17 protein-coding genes are annotated in these 17402 nt (G+C 58.2%); 7 read left to right on the top strand and 10 right to left on the bottom strand.

Annotated elements, in window-relative coordinates:
• Positions 1–5 precede the first annotated feature (5 nt).
• The 3 genes from chbC to osmE form a co-directional block, all read right to left on the bottom strand.
• Positions 6–1364 (bottom strand): PTS N,N'-diacetylchitobiose transporter subunit IIC, encoded by a 1359-nt coding sequence (gene chbC / locus LLF79_RS13325; protein WP_008500675.1) that lies wholly within the window; start codon positions 1362–1364, stop codon positions 6–8.
• Positions 1365–1443: 79 nt separating this feature from the next.
• Positions 1444–1761 carry a PTS N,N'-diacetylchitobiose transporter subunit IIB gene (gene chbB, locus LLF79_RS13320; protein ID WP_227879620.1) on the bottom strand — a complete coding sequence of 106 codons (318 nt, stop codon included), beginning with the start codon at positions 1759–1761 and terminating at the stop codon, positions 1444–1446.
• 284 nt (positions 1762–2045) lie between these two features.
• Positions 2046–2387, bottom strand: coding sequence for an osmotically-inducible lipoprotein OsmE (osmE, locus tag LLF79_RS13315; protein WP_008500677.1), 342 nt, complete (start codon positions 2385–2387; stop codon positions 2046–2048).
• A 221-nt stretch (positions 2388–2608) separates the two neighbouring features.
• On the opposite strand from osmE, the gene nadE reads away from it, so the two are divergent.
• Entirely contained in the window at positions 2609–3433 is an 825-nt protein-coding gene (gene nadE, locus LLF79_RS13310; RefSeq protein ID WP_106106095.1) for an ammonia-dependent NAD(+) synthetase, read from the top strand.
• Positions 3434–3548: 115 nt separating this feature from the next.
• Positions 3549–4427: an excinuclease Cho gene (gene cho / locus LLF79_RS13305; RefSeq protein WP_025911692.1), complete on the top strand. Its 879-nt coding sequence runs from the start codon at positions 3549–3551 to the stop codon at positions 4425–4427.
• Here the strand turns inward: cho and ves are convergent.
• From ves to LLF79_RS13270, 7 genes are all read right to left on the bottom strand, one after another.
• A complete protein-coding gene (ves, locus tag LLF79_RS13300; protein WP_021241069.1) occupies positions 4405–4962 on the bottom strand; it encodes an environmental stress-induced protein Ves in 558 nt (185 codons plus the stop codon). The genes cho and ves overlap by 23 nt on opposite strands.
• 296 nt (positions 4963–5258) lie before the next feature.
• Positions 5259–5753 (bottom strand): ATP-independent periplasmic protein-refolding chaperone Spy, encoded by a 495-nt coding sequence (gene spy, locus LLF79_RS13295; RefSeq protein WP_106106097.1) that lies wholly within the window; start codon positions 5751–5753, stop codon positions 5259–5261.
• 338 nt (positions 5754–6091) lie between these two features.
• Positions 6092–7057 carry a succinylglutamate desuccinylase gene (gene astE, locus LLF79_RS13290; RefSeq protein WP_227879619.1) on the bottom strand — a complete coding sequence of 322 codons (966 nt, stop codon included), beginning with the start codon at positions 7055–7057 and terminating at the stop codon, positions 6092–6094.
• A 10-nt stretch (positions 7058–7067) separates the two neighbouring features.
• Positions 7068–8393: an N-succinylarginine dihydrolase gene (astB, locus tag LLF79_RS13285; protein WP_021241067.1), complete on the bottom strand. Its 1326-nt coding sequence runs from the start codon at positions 8391–8393 to the stop codon at positions 7068–7070.
• A complete protein-coding gene (gene astD, locus LLF79_RS13280) occupies positions 8380–9867 on the bottom strand; it encodes a succinylglutamate-semialdehyde dehydrogenase (RefSeq protein WP_021241066.1) in 1488 nt (495 codons plus the stop codon). Before astD ends, astB begins: the two co-directional genes overlap by 14 nt.
• A complete protein-coding gene (gene astA / locus LLF79_RS13275; protein WP_044596784.1) occupies positions 9864–10898 on the bottom strand; it encodes an arginine N-succinyltransferase in 1035 nt (344 codons plus the stop codon). The genes astD and astA overlap by 4 nt, the downstream gene beginning before the upstream one ends.
• A complete protein-coding gene (locus LLF79_RS13270) occupies positions 10895–12115 on the bottom strand; it encodes an aspartate aminotransferase family protein (RefSeq protein WP_227879618.1) in 1221 nt (406 codons plus the stop codon). Before LLF79_RS13270 ends, astA begins: the two co-directional genes overlap by 4 nt.
• Before the next feature lie 433 nt (positions 12116–12548).
• Between LLF79_RS13270 and xthA the strand changes: the two genes are divergently transcribed.
• From xthA to LLF79_RS13245, 5 genes are read left to right on the top strand one after another with little or no spacing between them, the layout of a single operon-like run.
• Positions 12549–13355, top strand: a complete 807-nt coding sequence (gene xthA, locus LLF79_RS13265; protein WP_008500688.1) for an exodeoxyribonuclease III — start codon at positions 12549–12551, stop codon at positions 13353–13355.
• 6 nt (positions 13356–13361) lie between these two features.
• Entirely contained in the window at positions 13362–14045 is a 684-nt protein-coding gene (locus tag LLF79_RS13260) for a TVP38/TMEM64 family protein (protein ID WP_069598143.1), read from the top strand.
• Positions 14046–14060: 15 nt separating this feature from the next.
• Positions 14061–15221 (top strand): ABC transporter substrate-binding protein, encoded by a 1161-nt coding sequence (locus LLF79_RS13255; RefSeq protein ID WP_375542345.1) that lies wholly within the window; start codon positions 14061–14063, stop codon positions 15219–15221.
• Positions 15194–16723 (top strand): thiamine ABC transporter permease, encoded by a 1530-nt coding sequence (locus LLF79_RS13250; RefSeq protein ID WP_227879616.1) that lies wholly within the window; start codon positions 15194–15196, stop codon positions 16721–16723. The genes LLF79_RS13255 and LLF79_RS13250 overlap by 28 nt, the downstream gene beginning before the upstream one ends.
• Positions 16723–17343, top strand: coding sequence for an ATP-binding cassette domain-containing protein (locus LLF79_RS13245; protein ID WP_227879615.1), 621 nt, complete (start codon positions 16723–16725; stop codon positions 17341–17343). The genes LLF79_RS13250 and LLF79_RS13245 overlap by 1 nt, the downstream gene beginning before the upstream one ends.
• Positions 17344–17402: the final 59 nt, after the last annotated feature.

The following is a 17402-nucleotide window of genomic DNA, read 5'->3' as shown; positions in this document are numbered from 1 at the left end:
CAATCTTAGAATTTCAGTGAGAGGGCGATATCCTCTTCGCTCTCTTCTTCATCAATGATGGTGGCGGCTTTGTTCGCAATCGCCACGAACGGCATGTACAGCAGGGTGGCAATCCCGAGGTTAAATATCGCCAGCAGGAAGGCTGCGACGCTGCCGTTGGTGTTGAAGAAGGCGCCCAGACCCGCTGGCATGGTCCACGGTGCAATGTTGGTGACCGGAGGAATAATGCCCATGTAATACGCCGTCAGGGTGATAGCGGCCAGCAGCGGCTGAACCAGGATGAACGGAATGAACATGACCGGGTTCATGATGATTGGCAGACCGAACAGAATCGGTTCGTTAATCTGGAAGATGCCTGATGGCAGCGCCAGCTTCGCGACCTGACGGTAGTCTGCACGACGAGACACAATAAAGACCGCGATGATCAGACCCAAGGTTGCCCCGGTACCGCCCAGGAAGATATAGGAGTCAAGCATCGGCTTCGCCCACACATGGAAGGTTTTACCCGCTGCCAGCGCCGCGTCAACGGAGCCGTACTGCTGATAAAGTGCAACGTTTTCCAGTGCCCACGGGGTCATAATTCCGCTGTCCAGCGCGGCCAGTGCCAGTGAACCATGCACGCCAAAGAACCACAGCAGAGAGGTGAAAATCACGTACGCCCAACCGACCACGCCACCCATTGACGCCAGCGGCGTAGAAATAGAGTCCATGATGATCTGGTGGAAGTTTGTGCCCCAGTGGGAGAGCGCCCAGGCGATAATCCCCATGATAGAGAGAATAATGAAGCCTGGAATCAACGCGGAAAATGAACGGGAAACGGAGGCCGGTACGCTATCCGGCAGGCGGATCACCCAGTTGCGACGGATAATAAAGGTGAACATCTCCGCCACCACCAGGCCGATAACAATACCGGAGATGATGTTAGCCCCACCCAGCCAGTTGGCGCCCACAGCATAGGCTTCACCGACGCTGTACGGGGTCACTGTCATAAAGGCGGCGACGGATAATAACCCGGCGGCCAGTGGGTCCACCTTACGCTCTTCTGCCAGCGCCATCCCAATAAAGAAAGGCGCCATCAGCGACATAATCCCCAACGTACCGTTATAGACGTTGCCGCCGATGGCTTTAAAACCATTAAGGGTTTCAATTGTGGAAGCGTCTAACCGAATTCCTAATGAATAAAAGAAGGAACCTTCACCAAAGCTCAGAAAAACGTTGTTAATTAAAACGAACATGGCCCCGGCCAGCGTCAACGGCATTAATTTAATAAAGCCGTTTTTGATGGCATTAACGTGAGGCTGCTTTCCTATTTTAACAGCAAAAGGAAGGAGTACCTTTTCAAGTGAAGCGATGACTTTACTCATAGGAAAATACCCTTAAATGCCGTAACGCATGTTACGGCGTATTGTGTGTGAAATAACTCTTTGACGGGAAAAATAAAAATTAATTAGCAGATTTTTTAATCGCTGCCACAGCAGCTTTAAGAACACCTAAACCATCAATCTTGCCGTACAGCCCCGAGTCGATCACTTCGACCGGTTTATTAGGTAACAGTCGTTGAATTTCGGGCAACATATAGGCAATTTGCGGTCCCAGTAAAACAACATCGGCTGTCTGACCTTTTTCGCCCGCCAGCGTTTCCGGGAACGCTTCGATCACCACAGGGACTTCATACTTTTCAGCCTGCGCACGCATCTTTGACACCAGAAGCGAGGTTGACATGCCCGCTGAGCAGAACAGGTAGATATGTTTCTTTTCCATCGTAATTTCCCTCTTGTATGACTACCTGCCGTCGCGTTCTCACTCGACTCGCTGTCCCGGCAGACAGGTAGTTTGCGTACTGTTGTTTATCGTTGGAGTGAGTATACGCAATGGTACAGACAGGGGATAATTCTGAACAGACTCAAATTGTCTCTCATTGACCTGGCTTGTTGACTACCCTCACATTTCGGGCAAATAATTCGCGAAAAGAAATAAGATTTTCCGATGCATAAAAAAACCGGCCTCAGGGCCGGTTTGTTAACATCCTCAGGCAAGCGGGGTGACTACGCCTTAGGTGCCTGCGGGTCAGTGTCGTATTCAGCACAGGTCTGATAGCCGGAGTTGATCACATGACCGGTATCATCCAGGGCGACAAAGTAGGTTTCTGCCTTACCATCACGTTGACCCAGGATGTAGGTCTGGCAGGTCCCTTTCGCATGAATCATGGTGACTTCGGAAGAAGGTTTACCGGCAATCGCAGCGACCTGCGAACGGGTCATACCCTTTTTAACGTCTTTTACTACGGGCTGCGTAAACTGATCCTTGGTGCGATCGTAAGCCGTACACCCTGCCAGCATAGTCAGTACCGCCGCTGCGCTAAGAATTCCTGCTACGTTCTTGTTCATATTCCGTCCTCTTGTTTATCAGCGTGTTATCTAAGCATGGGATAAAAAGTACTATTGTTCAACTTTGTGCGTTACGCCAGACGAATTTCGGAAAATTCTAATAAAACAACGATAACCTGCTAAAACGGCGCAAATTAGCGCACTCGAAACTGTGATCCTTGTCGTTTTACGTCCAAAGGGTTAGTTTTAACAGTTAACACATTCTGTTTATGGAGAGCGTGATGACTCTGCAACAAGAGATTATCCAGGCGCTGGGCGCGAAGCCTGCGGTAGATGCAAATGAAGAGATCCGCCGCAGCGTGGATTTTTTAAAAGCGTATTTAAAGAAGAACTCTTTCCTGAAATCTCTGGTGCTGGGCATCAGCGGCGGCCAGGATTCAACGCTGACCGGTAAGCTCTGCCAGATGGCAATTTCAGAGCTGCGCGAGGAGACGGGAGATGAAACCCTGCAATTTATCGCCGTGCGTCTTCCATATGGCGTACAGGCGGACGAGCAGGATTGCCAGGATGCAATCGCCTTTATTCAGCCTGACCGCGTGCTGACCGTCAATATTAAAGGCTCCGTGCTGGCAAGCGAGCAGGCGCTTCGCGAAGCGGGCATTGAGTTAAGCGATTTTGTTCGCGGCAACGAGAAAGCCCGCGAGCGCATGAAAGCGCAGTACAGCATCGCCGGGATGACCAAAGGCGTCGTGGTCGGCACCGACCATGCGGCCGAAGCGATCACCGGCTTCTTCACCAAGTACGGCGACGGCGGCACCGACATTAACCCGATCTTCCGCCTGAACAAGCGTCAGGGCAAGCAGCTGCTTGCCGCGCTGGGCTGTCCTGAGCATCTGTATAAGAAAGCGCCGACAGCGGACCTTGAAGACGATCGCCCTTCCCTGCCGGATGAAGCGGCCCTTGGCGTCACCTACGACGACATTGATGATTATCTGGAAGGCAAAAAGCTGGATGAGGGCACTGCAAAGATCATCGAAGGCTGGTATCTGAAAACCGAGCACAAGCGTCGCCCACCGATAACGGTGTTTGACGACTTCTGGAAATAAACGCAAAACGGTAACCCCGTTTTGTAGGCCGGGTAAGGCGTCGCCGCCACCCGGCTCTTTTTTAACCACCACACTCCTGCTACACTGTATACCTGAACAGTATATGGAGCAGTATGTGAGCAGGCGTCAATCCGCCCCGCGTCTTGAGTTTGAAGCGGCGGCTATCTACGAATATCCCGAGCACCTTCGTCCCTGGCTTGAGGCATTGCCTAAACAGCCGGGCGTGTACATCTTTCACGGCGAAAGCGACACCCTGCCGCTCTACATCGGCAAGAGCGTTAACATTCGCAGTCGGGTGTTATCCCATCTGCGTACTCCGGATGAGGCCGCCATGCTGCGCCAGTCGCGACGCATTACCTGGTTCCAGACGGCGGGAGAAATGGGCGCGCTGTTGCTGGAGGCGCGGTTGATAAAAGAACAACAGCCGCTTTTCAACAAGCGCCTGCGCCGCAACCGTCAGCTCTGCTCCCTGCAGATCAACGAAGGCAAGCCACAGGTCGTCTACGCGCGCGACGTCGATTTTTCTCATGCCCCGAATCTCTACGGACTGTTCGCCAATAAACGTGCCGCACTTCAGGCGCTGCAGACGCTGGCGGACGAGCTCCAGCTTTGCTACAGCCTTTTGGGCCTTGAGGCGACCACGCGCGGACGCGCCTGTTTCCGATCCGCGCTGAAGCGCTGTGCCGGTGCCTGCTGTGGGAAAGAGAGCGTTGAGGCGCACCACGCCCGGCTCCTCGCCGGTCTGGCGGCCATCAGCGTGAAGTGCTGGCCCTGGGAAAGCGCCGTTGCGCTCAAAGAAGTGGGTGACGCGATGACCCAATATCACATCGTCAATAACTGGCTCTGGCTGGGCGCTGTCGACGATATCAACGACGCGGCAACCCTGCTGCGCACGCCCGCCGGATTTGACCACGATGGCTACAAAATTCTCTGTAAACCTGTCCTGGCCGGTAAGTTTGAGATCATTGAGCTCAATGGCCTGGCAGCCACGTGATTTCGCTGAACAATAAGGTACCCTGAGCCTCCAGCAGACGCAGCGTATGGGTACCCTCCTCCCAGCTGGCGCCCTGATCGGCCGTCAGCAATTTATCACCCAGCTGCCACGCCCCGCTTAACACAAACACCACGCCCCCGCGTGTGCCAAAGGTGGTAAAGGTACGGTCAGCCACGCGCACCTTCGCCCGGCAGCAGTCGCGACGGGTCATGATGTTGAAGTCCATCGCCATCCGCCCATCGGACAGCAGCGCTTTCACCGGCAGGTCGCCGGCAAAGCTGTAGGGCTGATGGTGCTTCAGGGTATGGAAGAACGCCTGACCGGCATCCAGCGTCACCTCCCCGCCTTCCAGCAAGGTAATTACCCGATCGACGCCGGGAAAAGAGGAAAATTCGCCGTTGCTGGCGATAGTTGCGATACTGGCGCGCCAGTGAAAATCGCGCGTTGCGGGAGGGAAACAACAAATCTCACGCGTTTCACCCGCACCATTGCGCCAGAGGCTGACCGGCATCTTACGGATATCAAAGAACTCCATCACCACTCCTGAATGGCACAACCCGTGCCAGGGCAAGGATATTGCTATCGTTGCTGTCTTGTTTGTTATCGTTAGGTATTCACAACACAGTATCGGCAGCAGAGCGGGCAGGCCTTAGCGGAACGTTAATAAAAATTCTAACGCCATGACTCTACAAACATTCTCTGATGCGACTACAGGAGCATACCGCGCTGGCGGCGGCAGACAAGAGGGCAGGAAAGAAAAACCGCCGGTCCTGTCCACAGCGATTGCGCTTTTGTGGACAGGATCCCGGCGGTCTTAAGAGAGTGAACCGATTATTCGGTTGGTGCTGGCATTTTACCTTCCATCGCCGGACGTTCTGTCAGACGCTTCTCAAAATTCGCATTAAATTGTTTTTTCTGTTCCGGGGTCAGAATGTTGTAGATCTTGTTCTGGGTTTCCAGGTGAGCCAGCATACGGGCTTTGTGCTGCTCGGCCATTTTGTCGATCTGCGCTTCGGCTTTCGCCTTGTCGAAGCTGTCGCTGGCGATGATGTCATGCATGGCACGACGCTCTTCCAGCGGCGGACGTTTCATCTGCTCACGTTCGCTCTTCCGGATATCGCGGATCTGCTGTTTCTGCGCATCCGTCAGGTTGAGATCCTTAAACATCATCATCTCGTTGTGCATACCCGGGCCTTTATGGTGCATCATCATTTTGCCTTCAGCAGGCGCGGCAGCGGTAGTGGTCGCAGTATCTGCGGCGAACGCCATGCTGGTAGCGCCCAGAGTCAGGGTAGAAGCAACAAACAGTGCAGTAAACTTACGCATAATTTATTTCCTTTCTTTCAGTTATTCTTCGGCGCTATGCCGTGTTGACGAGATTAACTTTACGGGGTTTATCGTCAATTAGTCAGAGCAACGGTAAAACAATGAAAGTGTAAAAAACAAATTTTCGCCAAATGTGGAGGAAATAAGGATAAAGCGTGGAGAGTTGCAACCAAAAATATTCAATACGATGATTTTAAAGCGATTTAGCAAAAGTATAACGAAGTGAAGGTGAATAATAAAGCAATTCACCAGGAATATTCTGCAAAACACGTTCACGCGCTTTAATTGCTAAGAAAAGGTATTTAACTTCCCCTCCCGGATGATGAGAGGGGAAAGGTTCAGGATATTTTTTCCAGCATCAGCCCGGCACGCAGGCCAAACGCGACGGTTGGGTTAGGGAATAAAACATATTCGGTGGTTTTCTGCACCTCGTAACGTTCCTCGCCGTCCTCGGCCAGCAGCGCCCCTTTGCGGAACGGGGTGAAGTTGAGGGTATGTGCGGCCATGTGGAGCAGGAAGGCATCGCTGCGGCGCGTGATCTGCTGTACGACCCGGTAACGCTCAACGGTCTGATGCGTAGGCTCGGGAGCCGACCCGCCCAGCAGCGCCCGCAGGGCGAGATGCGTTGGCGCAAAGCGGGTGAGATCGTTTTCCCCAAACGGCAGCGCTTTCCCCAGCTCCAGCGTACAGGACAATGCACCAAAGTGCTCACAGGTGAAGTGCGTAAAGGTTCCGCCCGGCGACTGGTGAAACACCAGCGCCTCCAGCCCGGCATCTCCCAGCCAGCTCAGGAAATATTCCTCCCACGGCTGATTGCGCTGCGGCAGCACGCCGAAGCGGACATGGTAGGACGCGCGGATGGCCGTATGCAGATCCAGATGCCAGCGCACGGGACCCGCAGCGGCAAAGAACGCGGTCACCACATTCTCCAGCCACGCCGCCCGCGCCGTTTCGTCACTCTGCGGAAACTGCGACCAGCGCCCGCCGAACATGCGGTTAATGTCGCTCACCAGATACCGTTTGTTTTGCGCCAGCGCAGGGGGATTGCCGAGCACCACCAGCACGCGGCACTTCAGGGCAATTTCATTGCGATACAGCGCGTGCAGCAGCAGATCGACAATCTCAACGGGCGCCGTTTCATTCCCGTGAATGCCTGTTGAAAGCAGCAGCGAGAGATCGCTCTTTGCGGTCGGCGTCAGCTCAAGCACCCCGCGCCCCAGCCACCGCCAGCGAAATGAGGGGCCATCCCCCTCTTTCTGTTCCGGCGTTTCATCGGCCAGGGTCAGCGCCAGTAAATTTTCCATACCCACTCCTTTAGCGCTGGAACGGATAAACCGATCCCAGCTGCAGGATTGTCGACAACGCGTCCAGCGCCTCGCGACCTTCGCGCAGAAGCTGCGGGTCAACCAGATCGGCCTGCGTTAGACGGTCGCGATAGTAGCGATCGACCCAGTCATTCAGGCGCGTAAAGAGCGTATCGTTCATCATGACCGCCGGATTAACCGCCTGCATTTCGTCCTGAGTCAAGACCACGCGCAGACGTAAACAGGCTGGACCACCGCCGTTGGCCATGCTTTCACGCAGGTCAAACACGCGCAGTTCGTCAATCGGGTTATCCGCCTTCACCAGCTCGGTCAGGTAGCGCCATACGCCCTGATGATCCCGGGACTCCTGCGGCAGGACCAGCATCATGCTGCCGTCATCGCGGCTGAGCAGCTGGCTATTGAACAGATACGTTTCAACCGCGTCCTGCACGCTCACCGCCTCCGTTGGCACCTGGACGGGCGTGAAGCCGCGCACGCGCTCATGCAGCGTGGCGAGCAGCTTTTCCTGATGGGCAAACGCCTGCTCGTGGCAGAACAGTACCTGGCGGTTAGAAACGGCAATCACGTCGTTGTGGAACACGCCCTGGTCGATCACATGCGGGTTCTGCTGGGCAAAAATCACCTGGGAAGGATTCACCTGGTTCAGGCGGGCAACCGCCTGGCTGGCCGCCAGCGTCTGACGGGCAGGATAACGGGTTGGCGCGACGTGGCCCCCCTCTTCTCGCCCGTAAATAAACAGCTGCACACCCGGCTCGCCATAATCGCCCCCCAGGCGGTTATGGTTGGCCGCGCCTTCGTCGCCAAACATCGCCACCTGCGGCAGGGCCTGATGCACCGCGAAATGGGCGTCCTGGTTGAAAATAGCGCGCAGCACGCGCTCGGTGGTTTCCGCCTCGGTGGCGCGGTGAAACTTGTTATTCAGGTTCGCCACCGTCAGGTGGACTTTGCCATCCAGCGTATCGGCTGACGGCGCGACGGTGGCCGCGTTGGCGACCCACATCGAAGAGGCGGAGCTTGCCGCCGAGAGCAGGTGCGGCGTCTGCGTCCCCGCTTTTTCGACCACCTGCTCATCGGTGCCGCTAAAGCCGAGCTGACGCAGCACCGCCACGTTCGGACGCTCCTGCGGCGGGATCACCGCCTGCGGGAAACCGGCATCCGCCAGCGCTTTCATCTTAAGCAGCCCCTGCTTCGCCGCCAGCTTCGGGTTGGAAACCTGAAAACGGTGCTTCGTGGAGGCTTCATTACCAAAAGAGAGACCGGCGTAGTGGTGCGTCAGCCCCACCAGCCCGTCAAAGTTGACTTCACGCGCTTTCATGACGGTCCCCTCCGGTAAAGTCCAGCCCCGGATTAAGCGTTTCCGGCAGCGTCAGCGCCGGGGTTTCTAGGCTCGCCATCGGCCAGGCACAGTAATCAGCGGCATACCACGCGCTGGCGCGATGGTTCCCCGACGCGCCCACGCCGCCGAACGGCGCGGTGCTCGCGGCCCCGGTCAGCGGTTTATTCCAGTTCACAATCCCGGCGCGCGCTTCCAGCAGCAGTTGGTCAAACTTCTCGCGATGCGGCGAAATCAGCCCGCTCGACAGACCGTAGCGGGTGTTATTGGCCATTGCGATGGCGTCGTCAAAATCGTCATAGCGCCAGACGCACAGCAGCGGGCCAAAGACCTCTTCATCCGGCACGTTGCTCGCGCCACTCATCTCAACGATGCCCGGCGTCAGGAGCGAGGCACCCGGCTGAACCTGTTTCGGCTCGAGCAGGGTTTTCGCGCCGCGCGCGACGTGGTCCTGCCAGGCCTTCAGCACGTTCAGCGCGGCCTGCTCGGAAATCAGCCCGCCGATAAACGGCTGCGGATCGGCATCCCACGCGGCTGGCACCAGACGCGCGCTCACCTCAACCAGACGTTTGAGGAACGCATCCCCCTGCGCGCCCCGTTTCACCAGCAGGCGGCGGGCGCAGGTGCAACGCTGTCCGGCGGTAATAAAGGCGGACTGAATCGTCAGGTGCACCGCGGCGTCGATATCGTCAGGGTCTTCCACAATCAGCGGGTTGTTGCCGCCCATCTCGAGAGCAAGGATTTTTTCCGGCTGCCCCGCCAGCTGGCGATGCAGCTGATAGCCCGTCCCGGCGCTGCCGGTAAACAGCAGGCCGTCGATATCGCTCAGCGCGCTCAGCGCCTGGCCGGTTTCGCGTCCGCCCTGCACCAGGTTCAGCACGCCCGGCGGCAGGCCAGCCTGTTCCCACAGCTTAACCACCGCCTCGCCGGTTAATGGGGTGAGCTCGCTCGGCTTGAAAATCACGGTATTGCCTGCCAGCAGCGCGGGCACAATGTGGCCATTCGGCAGATGCCCCGGGAAGTTGTACGGACCAAACACCGCCAGCACGCCGTGCGGACGGTGGCGCAGCGTGGCCGCGCCGTCCGGCATCTCGGTGTGCTGTTCGCCGGTGCGGGTGTGGTACGCCTTCACCGAAATGGCGACTTTGTTGATCATCGCTGTCACTTCGGTTGCCGCTTCCCAGCGCGGTTTACTGGTTTCAGACGCGATGATGCGCGTCAGTTCGGCCTTATTTGCCTCCAGCAGCCCGGCAAACTTTTCAACAAGCGCCTGGCGCACGGCGAAAGGCTGTTTTGCCCACGCCGGGAACGCGCGGCGAGCGGCATGGCAGGCTTGTTCCACCTGCGCGGCGCTGGCGTCATTCCCCTTCCAGAGCACCTCTTTTCCTACCGGATTGGTCTTTACGCGCTGTTCGCCTTCGCCCGTGACCCAGTCACCGTTAATCCATAATGTCATGCTGTTTTCTCCTCAGGGCAGAGACGCACCAGGCGAACCCTATCGCCGGCGTTACATTTCAGGGCATCCAGTTCTGCAGCCGTCAGCACCAGACGTTCACATTTCGGGTTGGTCCGCACCAGCATCGCACGGAAGTTGGCGTAATTTTCGTTCGCCACCAGGCATGCCGGCCAGTCGCCCGGCGCGGGCTGGCCTTCAGAGACCTCAACCAGCCGGCTTTTACGGATAGCGCGCACGCGGTCGATATCGCACTCAAGCGTGGGCCCACCGTCAAAGATGTCGACATAGTTGCGGTAGCGGAACCCTTCTTTCTCCAGCACCGCGCGGGCAGGCGCGGTTTGCGGATGCACTTCACCGATCACCGCCTGCGCTTCCGGGCTGAGGAAATGGGTATAGATAGGATGCTTCGGCATCAGTTCGGCAATAAAGGCTTTCTGACCCGTGCCGCAGAGATAGTCCGCCCGGCTAAACTCCATCGAGAAGAAGCGCTCGCCCAGGCTCTCCCAGAACGGTGAATAGCCGGTGTCGTCGATCACGCCGCGCATCTCCGCAACCACCTTTTCGTTAAAGCGATCGCGGAAGGCGGCCATAAACATAAAGCGCGATTTGGAAAGCAGGTAGCCGTTGCCCTCCTTGCGCCACGCCGGGTCGAGGAACAGCGTGCAAAGCTCGCTGGCGCCCGTGTGGTCATTGCAGAGGAACAGCGTCGGCAGCGCGTTATAGACGTTCAGCTCTTTCGAGGCATGAACCATGGTGCCGACGCGGTAGTTGTACCACGGGTCGTTAAGCCCGACGGCCACTTCGATGGCGCAGATCCCGGCCACGGTCCCCGTGTCGGTGTCTTCCAGCACGAACACATACCCCTGTTCGCTTTTTGGCAACGTCCCCTGCCAGGTTTGAAGGGCGCGCTCAATGCGCGCCGACAGCGTTTTTTCATCGGCAGGAAGCGAGGTCAGCCCGCCTCCCGTCTTACCGGCAAGCTGCATGAGCCCGGCGAGATCGCCGCGCTCAACGGGACGGATGACCATCATGATGACACCCCGGATTTCACCTTTTCACACGCCAGCGCAAAGCGGTCCAGACCGGTTTGCACCTCTTCCTCGCTGACAATCAGCGCGGGAGCAAAACGCACGACGTTGGCACCGGCAATCAGCACCATCACACCCACTTTTGCCGCTTCCTGTGAAATAAGTTTAGCTTTTCCGGCAAACTCAGCGGTGAGCTCGCAGCCGATTAACAGCCCCAGGCCACGAATTTCTTTAAACAGGCCAACCTTGCCGTTGATGGCATTCAGGCGCTCAACAAACCAGTCGTGGCGCTGCTTAACGCCCTTCAGCACCTCAGGGGTATTAATGATGTCGAGCACCTGTCCGGCGACGGCGGTGGCCAGCGGGTTGCCGCCGTAGGTGGTGCCGTGGGTGCCGACGGTCATCACGCTGGCGAATTTATCGGTAGTCAGCGTTGCGCCAATCGGGAAGCCGCCGCCCAGCGCTTTGGCGGTCGACAGCACGTCCGGCGTGACGCCGTAGTGCATATAGGCATACAGCTCGCCGGTGCGGCCCACGCCGGTCTGCACTTCGTCGAAAATCAGCACCGCGTTATGACGATCGCACAGCTCGCGCAGCCCCTGCAGGAATTCCTTTTGCGCCGGAAGCACGCCACCCTCACCCTGCATCGGCTCGACGATCACCGTACAGGTGGTGTCGTTAATCAGCTCGCTGGCAGACTGCAGATCGTTATAAATACCGTGACGGATATCCGGCGGCAGCGGTGCGAAATCCTGCGAGTAGGAAGGCTGGCCACCCGCGCTAACGGTAAAGAGCGTCCGTCCGTGGAAGGCATTTTTAAACGCCACGATACCGCTCTTGTGGGTTCCAAACTTATCGTGCGCATATTTGCGCGCCAGCTTCAGCGCCGCTTCATTGGCTTCCGCCCCCGAGTTACAGAAAAAGACTTTTTCGGCAAACGTCGCGTCGATCAGTTTTTTGGCCAGGCGCAGCGCAGGCTCGTTGGTAAAGCCGTTGCCGGTATGCCAGAACTTCGCCGCCTGGTCATTGAGCGCCTGACGCAGCGCCGGGTGCGCATGCCCCAGCGCGTTCACCGCAATCCCACCGGCAAAGTCGATATACTCTTTACCCTGTTGATCCCACAGGCGCGAGCCTTCCCCACGAACCGGAATAAAAGCCGCCGGAGCGTAAACCGGCATCATCCATTCATCGAAATTTTCACGCGTAATTGACAGAGACATAGCGACCTCATCCGGTAAATAAAAGGTTATTTGAATGTTAAATAATTGAGTGTTTGCACTGTGAATGTAGATTGCAGCCTTCGTGCCAGCCAGCGATAAAAATGCATAAACGGGTTGAGAGAACAGAATATCAATAAGTTACAACATGGATTTATTCACTGTTAGTGCATAAAAAGTGAATATTTTTACGACAAGCGGCGCTTTGCCGCATGAAAATCAGAAAGAGTATGCACAGGCCAAATATAATTCTGGAATTGTGATCGCTCGCGAAATTTATCGGCCATTTACGCCCTGTTTGGGGGCGAAGCGCGTCAGAATGGTGCAAATATTGCACCACCGGCATTATCTGTTGCAGTTATTGGTCGAAGCCGGTAACAGTTGACGCAAATTCTGCTACCATCCTTGCACTATTCACCTTGCACTGGCAGCGACTATGAAATTTGTCTCTTTTAATATCAACGGCCTGCGTGCCCGCCCTCATCAGCTTGAAGCTATCGTTGAGCAACATCAGCCAGATGTGATCGGCCTGCAGGAGACAAAGGTTCACGACGACATGTTCCCCCTCGAAGAGGTGGCGAAACTCGGCTACAACGTCTTTTATCACGGCCAGAAAGGTCACTATGGCGTCGCGCTGCTGACCAAAGCGCCACCGGTTTCCGTGCGTCGCGGCTTCCCGGGCGACGGTGAAGAAGCACAGCGTCGCATTATCATGGCGGAAGTCCCTTCTGCGATCGGCAATATCACGGTCATCAACGGCTATTTCCCGCAGGGTGAGAGCCGTGACCATGAAACCAAATTCCCGGCTAAAGCGAAGTTTTATCAGGATCTGCAGGACTACCTGACCACCGAACTCAAAAAAGAGAATCCGGTGCTGATCATGGGCGACATGAATATCAGCCCGACGGATCTCGATATCGGTATTGGCGAAGAGAACCGCAAACGCTGGCTGCGCACCGGCAAATGCTCCTTCCTGCCGGAAGAGCGTGAGTGGATGGAGCGCCTGCTGGGCTGGGGCCTGGTGGATACCTTCCGCAATGCCAACCCGGAAACGCAGGATCGCTTCTCCTGGTTTGACTATCGCTCTAAAGGCTTTGACGACAACCGCGGCCTGCGTATCGATCTTCTGCTGGCCAGTTCCCCGCTGGCCGAGCGCTGCATCGAAACCGGGATCGACTACGACATCCGCAGCATGGAAAAACCGTCTGACCACGCGCCAGTGTGGGCTAAATTCAAGCTGTAATGACGCGTGAACCTTTCAAAAACACTCTTCCTGTGCGCCCTTCTGGGCGCCTTTATTCTGGCGTTTATCATGCTTCCGCCGGGAACCCTCTCCCTGGAAGGGATTAAAACGCACCAGCAGGCATTACTCTCCTATGTCGACCACGCGCCGCTGCGCAGCGCGCTGATCTTCTTTGCGGTCTATGTGGCGGTCTCCGCCCTCTCGATCCCCGGCGCGGCGATCCTGACCCTGCTGGGCGGGACGTTGTTTAGCCTGTGGGAAGGCACCGTGCTGGTCTCGTTTGCCTCCACGCTTGGGGCCACGCTGGCGATGCTCGCCAGCCGCTATCTTTTGCGCGACTGGGTGCAACGGCGGTTTGCCAGGCAGATGGGTACGGTGAATACCGGCATGGCGCGCGACGGCGCGAACTTTCTTTTTGCCCTGCGCCTGATGCCGCTGTTCCCGTTTTTCCTGGTGAATTTGCTGATGGGGCTGACCCGCATGGGAGTATTTCGCTACTGGTGGGTCAGCCAGCTCGCCATGCTGCCCGCCACGATTATCTTTCTGAACGCCGGGCGCGAGCTGGGAAAAGTGACCTCGCTGCGCGATATTTTGTCGCCGGGCATGCTATTCGCCTTTACACTACTGGGGTTATTGCCGCTGGTCACCCGCCGGCTGTTTTCCCGTTATCTCCCGTCTGCTAAAAAGTGAGGCATTATGCGCCGTGTGCGTTTTTGCGCGTTTCTGACCGGGCTGCTGCTGGCGGCCCCTCTGTATGCCGCCGACGGCTGGCAGGCTATTCAGCAACAGGCCAAAGGCCAGACCGTCTGGTTTAACGCCTGGGGCGGCGATCCGGCGGTCAACCGCTATCTGGAGTGGGTCAGCGGCGAGATGCAAACGCACTATGCCATTACCCTTAAAATTGTCCCGCTGGCGGATGCTGCCGACGCGGTAAAACGTATTCAGACCGAAGCCGCCGCGGGGCGTAAGACCAACGGCTCCGTCGACCTGCTGTGGGTTAACGGCGAGAACTTCCGCACGCTGAAAGAGGCAAACCTGCTGGAGACCGGATGGGCGCAGACGTTGCCCAACTGGCGCTATGTTGATACCCGCAAGCCCGTCACGGAGGATTTTGCTATTCCCACAGACGGCGCGGAATCGCCGTGGGGCGGCGCGCAGCTGACCTTTATCGCCCGCAAAGCCAGCATGCCGACGCCGCCTGTGGATCCTCAGGCGCTGCTGGCTTACGCGCAGCAGCATCCGGGCAAGATCAGCTATCCTCGCCCGCCCGATTTTACCGGCACGGCATTTCTTGAGCAGCTGCTGATGACGCTAACCGCTCACCCGGAGGCGCTGCAAAAGGCCCCCGATAGCACCTTTGCCGAGGTCACGGCCCCGCTCTGGGATTATCTGGACACGCTTCACCCGCTGCTGTGGCGCGAAGGGAAAGATTTTCCCCCTTCTCCTGCACGGATGGATGCCCTGCTTGCCAGCGGCAGCCTGAATCTGTCGCTGACCTTTAACCCGGCCCATGCGCAGCAGAAAGTGGCGAGCGGCGAACTGCCCGCCGACAGCTATAGCTTTGGTTTTCAGGGCGGGATGCTCGGCAACGTCCATTTTGTGGCGATTCCGGCCAACGCCAGCGCGAGCGCGGGGGCGAAAATGGTCGCCAATTTCCTGCTGTCGCCGCAGGCGCAGATCCGCAAAGCTGACCCGGCCATCTGGGGCGATCCGAGCGTGCTGGATGCGAAAACGCTGCCCGAAGAAGAAGCCAGACAGCTGCTGGCCCACACGACTCAGGGGCTGCCGAAGGTGCTTGCAGAGCCGCAGTCCGCCTGGGTGAACGCGCTGGAGCAGGAATGGCTGCGTCGTTACGGCACCCGCTGAGCGGGCTCGTCTGGCTGGCGATGGCGGTGATTTATCTGCCGATCCTGCCCGCCGGCACCATGCTGCTTGCCCCGGCGTTTTCGCTGACAAACTGGCAGCGGCTGCTGAACGATCCGCAGCTCCCGCAGGCGGCCGTCGCCACGCTGGTCTCAACGCTCATCGCCACGCTGGGGGCGTTGTTCATTGCTCTTCTCCTCGTCAGCCTTCTCTGGCCCGGGAAACGCTGGCGACGTCTCACAACCCGCCTGCCGTGGCTGCTGGCGATCCCCCATGTGGCGTTCGCCACCGGCGCGCTACTGCTGTTTGCCGAGGGCGGACTGTTTTATCAGGTCTGCACCGTCTGTTCGCCGCCGTTTGACCGCTACGGCGTCGGGCTGGGGCTGACGCTCGCGGTCAAAGAGAGCGCGTTTGTCCTGTGGGCGATTTATGCCGTACTGCCGGAAAAACGGCTCGCGCAGCAGAAGAACGTCCTGCATACGCTCGGCTACGGGCGATTTCAGACGCTGAGCTGGCTGATTCTGCCAGCTATCGCGCCCGTCCTCGGAGCAGTCATGCTGGCGGTGCTGGCATGGTCGCTGTCGGTCGTGGACGTGGCGATCGTTCTCGGGCCCGGCAACCCGCCTACCCTGGCCGTGCTGGCCTGGCAGTGGTTAAGCCAGGGCGACGCGCAGCAGCAGGCAAAAGGGACGCTGCTGTGCCTGCTTCTCCTTCTGCTGCTGGCCGCGCTTGCCGCCCTGGGATATGGCCTCTGGAAGGCATGGGTTCGCACGTTTGCGGATTTCACCGGAACGCGTCCCCGGTCTCAGCTCGCCCTGCCTGAGCGGGCACTGAGCGGGTTCCTGCCCGCGTGCGGCGTGCTGTGCGCCGCGGTACTGCTGATGCTGGCGCAACGGGATGACGTTGGCCCGGTGGGGAGAAGCCTCTCCTTCGGTCTGCTTTCAAGCCTGATCGGCCTGGTCGTCGGGTTACTCTGGCTGGAGTGGGGCCCGCAGCGCGGCGCGCTGTGGGTGTGGTTACCGCTCGCCCTTCCGGCCCTCCCGCTTGTTACCGGCCAGTATGCGATTGCGTTGCACCTGGGCGTCGACGGGCACTACGCCGCCGTGCTCTGGAGCCACCTCCTGTGGGTATTGCCGTGGATGCTGCTGGTGCTGCAACCCGCCTGGCGCCGGATCGATCCCCGGCTTATTCTCACCGCCAGAACCCTCGGCTGGCGACGGACAAAAATCTTTTTACTGCTGAAATGCCCGCTGCTGGTGCGCCCTGCGCTACTGGCCTTTGCCACCGGCTTTTCCGTCAGCATGGCGCAATACATGCCGACGCTGTGGCTGGGCGCGGGGCGTTTCGCCACGCTGACCACCGAAACCGTCGCGCTCAGCAGCGGGGGCAGCATCCCGATTCTCGCTAACCGGGCGCTGGGATTACTGCTGGTCACGGGCACGGTGTTTGGTCTTGCCGCCCTGCTATCCCGGCTCGTGGGCCGCTACCGACAAGGGTTACGTTAATGCTGAAGGTAAAAAATCTCACCATCGAACCGCTTTTCCGCGAGGTCAGTTTTTGCGTGCCCCGCGGGGAGATCGTCACCCTGATGGGGCCGTCCGGCAGCGGAAAGTCGACCCTTTTTGCCTGGATGGTCGGCGCGCTGTCAGACGATTTCCAGGCGCGGGGCGAACTGTGGCTCGACGCGCGTCGCTGCGACGCGCTTCCCGTGGAGTCCCGCGGGCTGGGTATTCTCTTTCAGGACGCGCTGCTGTTCGATCAGTTCAGCGTCGGGCAAAATTTGCTGCTGGCGCTGCCCGAGCGCATCGCCGGACGCGCGCGTCGGGAGGCGGTCACGCAGGCGCTGGATTCCGCCGGGCTGAGCGGCCATTACGCCAGCGATCCGGCCACCCTCTCCGGCGGGGAGCGTGCCCGGGTCAGCCTGCTGCGGGCCCTGCTCGCGGAGCCGCAGGCGCTGCTGCTGGATGAACCGTTCAGCCGCCTCGATAAAGCGTTACGGGCCACGTTTCGGGCATGGGTATTTGACGCCGTCCGCGCGCGCAATATTCCGGCGGTGCTGGTCACGCACGATGAGGACGATATTCCACCCGGCGGCGAGCTGATTGAGATTTCTCGCTGGAAATAATGTACTAACGCAATGTTTTCCGATTCGGGAGAGACGACAATGCCCCCCTCTTTTACTGA

This window comes from Enterobacter cloacae complex sp. 2021EL-01169, assembly GCF_020733125.1.
Classification (GTDB): domain Bacteria; phylum Pseudomonadota; class Gammaproteobacteria; order Enterobacterales; family Enterobacteriaceae; genus Enterobacter; species Enterobacter roggenkampii.
The sequence above is the reverse complement of the archived record's forward strand: the minus strand, read 5'-3'. Positions and strand labels throughout refer to the sequence as shown.

Coding starts and splice junctions, on each gene's coding strand:
- chbC (WP_008500675.1), bottom strand. CDS start 1,364: ATGAGTAAAGTCATCGCTTCACTTGAAAAGGTACTCCTTCCTTTTGCT.
- chbB (WP_227879620.1), bottom strand. CDS start 1,761: ATGGAAAAGAAACATATCTACCTGTTCTGCTCAGCGGGCATGTCAACC.
- osmE (WP_008500677.1), bottom strand. CDS start 2,387: ATGAACAAGAACGTAGCAGGAATTCTTAGCGCAGCGGCGGTACTGACT.
- nadE (WP_106106095.1), top strand. CDS start 2,609: ATGACTCTGCAACAAGAGATTATCCAGGCGCTGGGCGCGAAGCCTGCG.
- ves (WP_021241069.1), bottom strand. CDS start 4,962: ATGGAGTTCTTTGATATCCGTAAGATGCCGGTCAGCCTCTGGCGCAAT.
- spy (WP_106106097.1), bottom strand. CDS start 5,753: ATGCGTAAGTTTACTGCACTGTTTGTTGCTTCTACCCTGACTCTGGGC.
- astE (WP_227879619.1), bottom strand. CDS start 7,057: ATGGAAAATTTACTGGCGCTGACCCTGGCCGATGAAACGCCGGAACAG.
- astB (WP_021241067.1), bottom strand. CDS start 8,393: ATGAAAGCGCGTGAAGTCAACTTTGACGGGCTGGTGGGGCTGACGCAC.
- astD (WP_021241066.1), bottom strand. CDS start 9,867: ATGACATTATGGATTAACGGTGACTGGGTCACGGGCGAAGGCGAACAG.
- astA (WP_044596784.1), bottom strand. CDS start 10,898: ATGATGGTCATCCGTCCCGTTGAGCGCGGCGATCTCGCCGGGCTCATG.
- LLF79_RS13270 (WP_227879618.1), bottom strand. CDS start 12,115: ATGTCTCTGTCAATTACGCGTGAAAATTTCGATGAATGGATGATGCCG.
- xthA (WP_008500688.1), top strand. CDS start 12,549: ATGAAATTTGTCTCTTTTAATATCAACGGCCTGCGTGCCCGCCCTCAT.
- LLF79_RS13250 (WP_227879616.1), top strand. CDS start 15,194: ATGGCTGCGTCGTTACGGCACCCGCTGAGCGGGCTCGTCTGGCTGGCG.
- LLF79_RS13245 (WP_227879615.1), top strand. CDS start 16,723: ATGCTGAAGGTAAAAAATCTCACCATCGAACCGCTTTTCCGCGAGGTC.